The 3,673-nt window shown below is 71.5% G+C and carries 5 protein-coding genes; 4 read left to right on the forward strand and 1 reads right to left on the reverse strand.

Annotated elements, in window-relative coordinates; genetic code table 11:
* Window positions 1-400: 400 nt before the first annotated feature.
* Window positions 401-559, reverse strand: coding sequence for a hypothetical protein (locus ACY45C_RS19525; protein WP_462189015.1), 159 nt, complete (start codon window positions 557-559; stop codon window positions 401-403).
* Window positions 560-781: 222 nt separating this feature from the next.
* Between ACY45C_RS19525 and ACY45C_RS19530 the strand changes: the two genes are divergently transcribed.
* The 4 genes from ACY45C_RS19530 to pspAB are packed head-to-tail and all read left to right on the forward strand — an operon-like array spanning window position 782 to window position 3,457.
* Window positions 782-1,537, forward strand: coding sequence for a PspA/IM30 family protein (locus ACY45C_RS19530; RefSeq protein WP_462189016.1), 756 nt, complete (start codon window positions 782-784; stop codon window positions 1,535-1,537).
* A complete protein-coding gene (gene pspAA / locus ACY45C_RS19535; protein ID WP_462189017.1) occupies window positions 1,534-1,815 on the forward strand; it encodes a PspA-associated protein PspAA in 282 nt (93 codons plus the stop codon). Before ACY45C_RS19530 ends, pspAA begins: the two co-directional genes overlap by 4 nt.
* A gap of 35 nt (window positions 1,816-1,850) precedes the next feature.
* Entirely contained in the window at window positions 1,851-2,813 is a 963-nt protein-coding gene (gene htpX / locus ACY45C_RS19540) for a zinc metalloprotease HtpX (protein ID WP_462189019.1), read from the forward strand.
* A gap of 32 nt (window positions 2,814-2,845) precedes the next feature.
* On the forward strand, window positions 2,846-3,457 hold the full coding sequence (gene pspAB / locus ACY45C_RS19545) for a PspA-associated protein PspAB (RefSeq protein ID WP_462189018.1): 612 nt from the start codon (window positions 2,846-2,848) through the stop codon (window positions 3,455-3,457).
* The last annotated feature ends 216 nt before the right edge of the window (window positions 3,458-3,673 follow it).

The raw sequence follows: 3,673 nt of genomic DNA on the forward strand, positions 1-3,673 counted from the left end.
TGCTGTACCCGCGCCGCCATCCCCGCCATGATCGTCTGTGCCACCGGTGACGAGCTGTTCGACATCGAGTCCGAGCGGGCCGGGGCGAGGACGTCGCTCGGCGTCGAGCCCGTCGAGATCCCGGGCGGCCATCTGCCGATGCTGGAGGCCCCGGATTAGACCGGGCCCTGGCGTCGCTCCTCCGACCCCGACGGATCAGACCCCGGGCCCTCGGCCGGCCGCCGGACCGCCCCGTGCTCGGGGCAAGCCGACGTCACCCTCCCGACTGCCGGTAGACCGGCCGTACCCCGGGTACCCCGGACGCGGGAGGCGCTGGGGGCACGGCGGCACTTCCGGCAGGCGGTGACCAGACCATGCCGCGGCGGGGGTTCGAGCCAGCGGAAGTCCGGACGGTACGCCATCATCCGTTTGCGCAGCATGGGACCGGCCTGCGGGTCAACACCGTCCTCGACGAACAGGCACAGCGCGGCATCAGGCACAGCGCGACTGCCTGGACTTCGCGGCGAGTTGTGCCGCCAGGATGCTGCGCGGCACAGGCGTCCACGACGAATTGGTGCACCGGTCGGTAGGCCCCGAGACCGTAGGAGCGCGCGAGTAACTTGCCGTAGCCGGCCAGCGGTGCCGTAGCCGGGCGGCGAACAGGCCCGGGACGGATCAGACCATCGCCGGTCGTGTGGACGGCGGCGCCGGGGGCATTCCCCCAGCACAGGCCAGCGGCTGACCGTCGGCTGACCGGCGGGATCGGAGAGGGACCGACGGGATCGGGGGAGGGAAGGCGTCGATGAGCCTGAGCAGGCGGCTGGCGTTGGTGTTCCGGGCCAAGGCCAGCAGGATGTTGGACCGCGCCGAGGATCCGCGTGAGGTTCTCGACTATTCCTACGCCCGGCAGCTCGAGCTGCTGGCGCAGGTCCGCCGCGGGGTAGCGGACGTCGCTACCAGCCGGAAGCGGCTGGAGCTCCAGGTCGAACAGCTACGGGCGTCCGCCGAGCGGCTGTCCGGGCAGGCCCGCCAGGCGGTCGCCGCGGGCCGCGACGACCTGGCCAGGGAGGCCCTCGGCCGCCGGGCCGGGGTGGCCGCGCAGCTGGAGGAGCTGCGGGAGCAGCATGCATCGCTGCGGGCGGAGGCGGACCGGTTGACGCTGGCGGCGCAGCGGTTGGCGGCCCAGCTCGAGGCGTTCCGGACCAGGAAGAAGACGGTGAAGGCGACGTACACCGCGGCGGAGGCGCAGACGAAGATCGGCGAGGCGCTGGCGGGGGTCTCCGAGGAGATGGGCGACGTCGGCCTGGCAATCCAGCGGGCCGAGGACAGAGCCGAGCAGATGCAGGCCAGGGCCGGCGCGATCGACGAACTACTCGCCTCCGGAGCCTTGGAGACGGCGGCCGGTGGCCCGCGCGACGACATCCAGGCCGAGCTGGACCGGCTGTCCGTGACCGCCGACATCGATCGGGATCTGGCCGAGATCAAAAGCGCCATGCCCGCGCGGGCGATCGGCGGCCGCCAGCCGGCCGACGCTGCTCGACCGGAGGAGCAGCCGTGATCGTGCGCATTCTGGGTGAGGGCCAGTTCGACCTGCCCGCCACCGACCTGGAGGCCCTCAACGAGCTGGATGACGTGCTGCTGGCGGCCGTCGAGGCCGGGGACGAGCCGGCGTTCCAGGAAGCCTTGACGAGGCTGCTCGAACGGGTCCGGACGCGCGGCCGCGCGGTGCCGGCGGACCGGCTGGAGCCATCGGAGCTGGTGCTGCCGCGCGCTGGCACCGGGCTGGCGGAGGTCCGCGGGCTGCTCGGCGAGGAAGGCCTGATTCCCGGCGGCTGAGCCCCGGCCGACGAGGTGACGATGGTGAGGTGACGATGATGATGGTGACGCGTGCGCCGCGGAGGTTCGCCCCGGACCAGGGACTGTCGGCCCGGATGGTGCTGACCGTCTTCCTGCTCGGGCTGGTCTACGTCGCCTTCATCGCCGTCCTGATCGCTGTCGGGGTGTCACCGGTCCTGGTTGTCCTGATCGCCGGCGGGCTGCTCGCCGCCCAGTACTGGTTCTCGGACCGCCTCGCGCTGTACGCGACCGGTGGGCGCATCGTCAGCCCGGCGCAGGAGCTGCGGCTGCACGGCGTCGTGGACCGGCTCTGCGCGCTGTCCGACCTGCCGAAGCCCGCGGTGGCGGTCGTGGGCACCGACCTGCCGAACGCGTTCGCCACCGGCCGGACCCCGAAACGCGCCGTCGTCTGCGTGACGACCGGGCTGCTGCGCAGGCTGGAGGCCGACGAGCTGGAGGGGGTGCTGTCCCACGAGCTGTCCCACGTCGCGCACCGGGACGTGGCCGTCATGACCGTCGCGTCGTTTCTCGGGGTGCTCGCCGGTCTGGTCACCCGATTCGGTCTCTACTCCGGGATGGCCGGCGGCTTCGGTCGGTCCGACGGCTATGACGGCGACGGCGACGGCGACGGCGATGATGAGGACAGCGGCGCCCTCGTCGTGTTCGTCGTGGTGGTCGTCTCCGCCGCCGTCTACGCGCTGTCGTTCCTGCTGACCAGGGCGCTGTCGCGGTACCGGGAGCTCGCCGCCGACCGGTCCGGGGCGATCCTCACCGGCCAGCCGGCCGCACTCGCCGCCGCGCTCACCAAGGTCACCGGCGAGATCTCCCGGATCCCGACCCGCGACCTGCGGGCCGCCGAACCGTTCAACGCCTTCTTCTTCGCCCCTGCGCTGGCGAACGGCGTCAGCCTGTCCTCGTTGTTCTCGACCCACCCGCCGCTGGATGCCCGCCTGGCCCAGCTTGCCCGGCTGGCCGCCCAGTCCGGTGAGCCCGGGTAGTTCGGTGACCCGGGTAGAAAGTAGGCCGGACCATGCGGATCCTCGACGTGCTTCTCGGCCGGACCCGGCCCGCCCCGCCGGACCTCGACCGGCTGTTCACGCTCCCGGCCGCCGCCGTCACCCTGCAGGCCGCCAGCTCATGGCGGCCGACCGGGGCCGGGGCGGTCTGCGTCAAACCCGCGTCCGGCGGCGCGTTCACCGGGGTAGCGCAGGAGATCGACCGGCTGCTGAGCCTGGACGGCGGCCGGTACGAGCGGCGCACGGACAGCTTCGGGTACAGCTGGCTGCTGCGACGGACCGGCGAGCAGGACGGCGAGCAGGACCTCGCTGGCCTGGTCACCGACCTGCACGCGGCGAATGCCGCGGTGCGCGACGCCGGTTTCGGCCCGGCGCTGCTGTGCACCGTCGTCGGGTTCACCGACGGCAGCCGGCAGATGGGGCTGATCTACCTTTACAAACGCGGCACCTGGTACCCGTTCGTGCCGGCCGGTGACCAGCGCCGGGACAATCCGGCCGAGCTGGAGGTACGGGAGGTGCTGGCGGGTGAGCTCCCGATCGAACCGGACCTGTCCCGCTGGTTTCCCCTGTGGGGAGCGCCCGGCCTCGACACGCCGGATCCCGCGCCCGATCAACCAGGAGAATAGCCCTTGGGTGTAACCTATGGTATTCGTGAAACTACTAGATAGGACTACCGGCGAGGCCGACGTGGCCTTGGGCCAACAGTATTGCGTTTAACCACCCGATTTCCATCTCCCAGCCACCCTTAGGAGTGGTGCAACCACCCTTCGCCGGCTGCAAAGTTGTGACCCACTTCACGCAACGATGCAGCGGAGGGCCGATGGGAATCGTAAACATTCACC

The organism is Frankia sp. CcWB2, assembly GCF_977927585.1.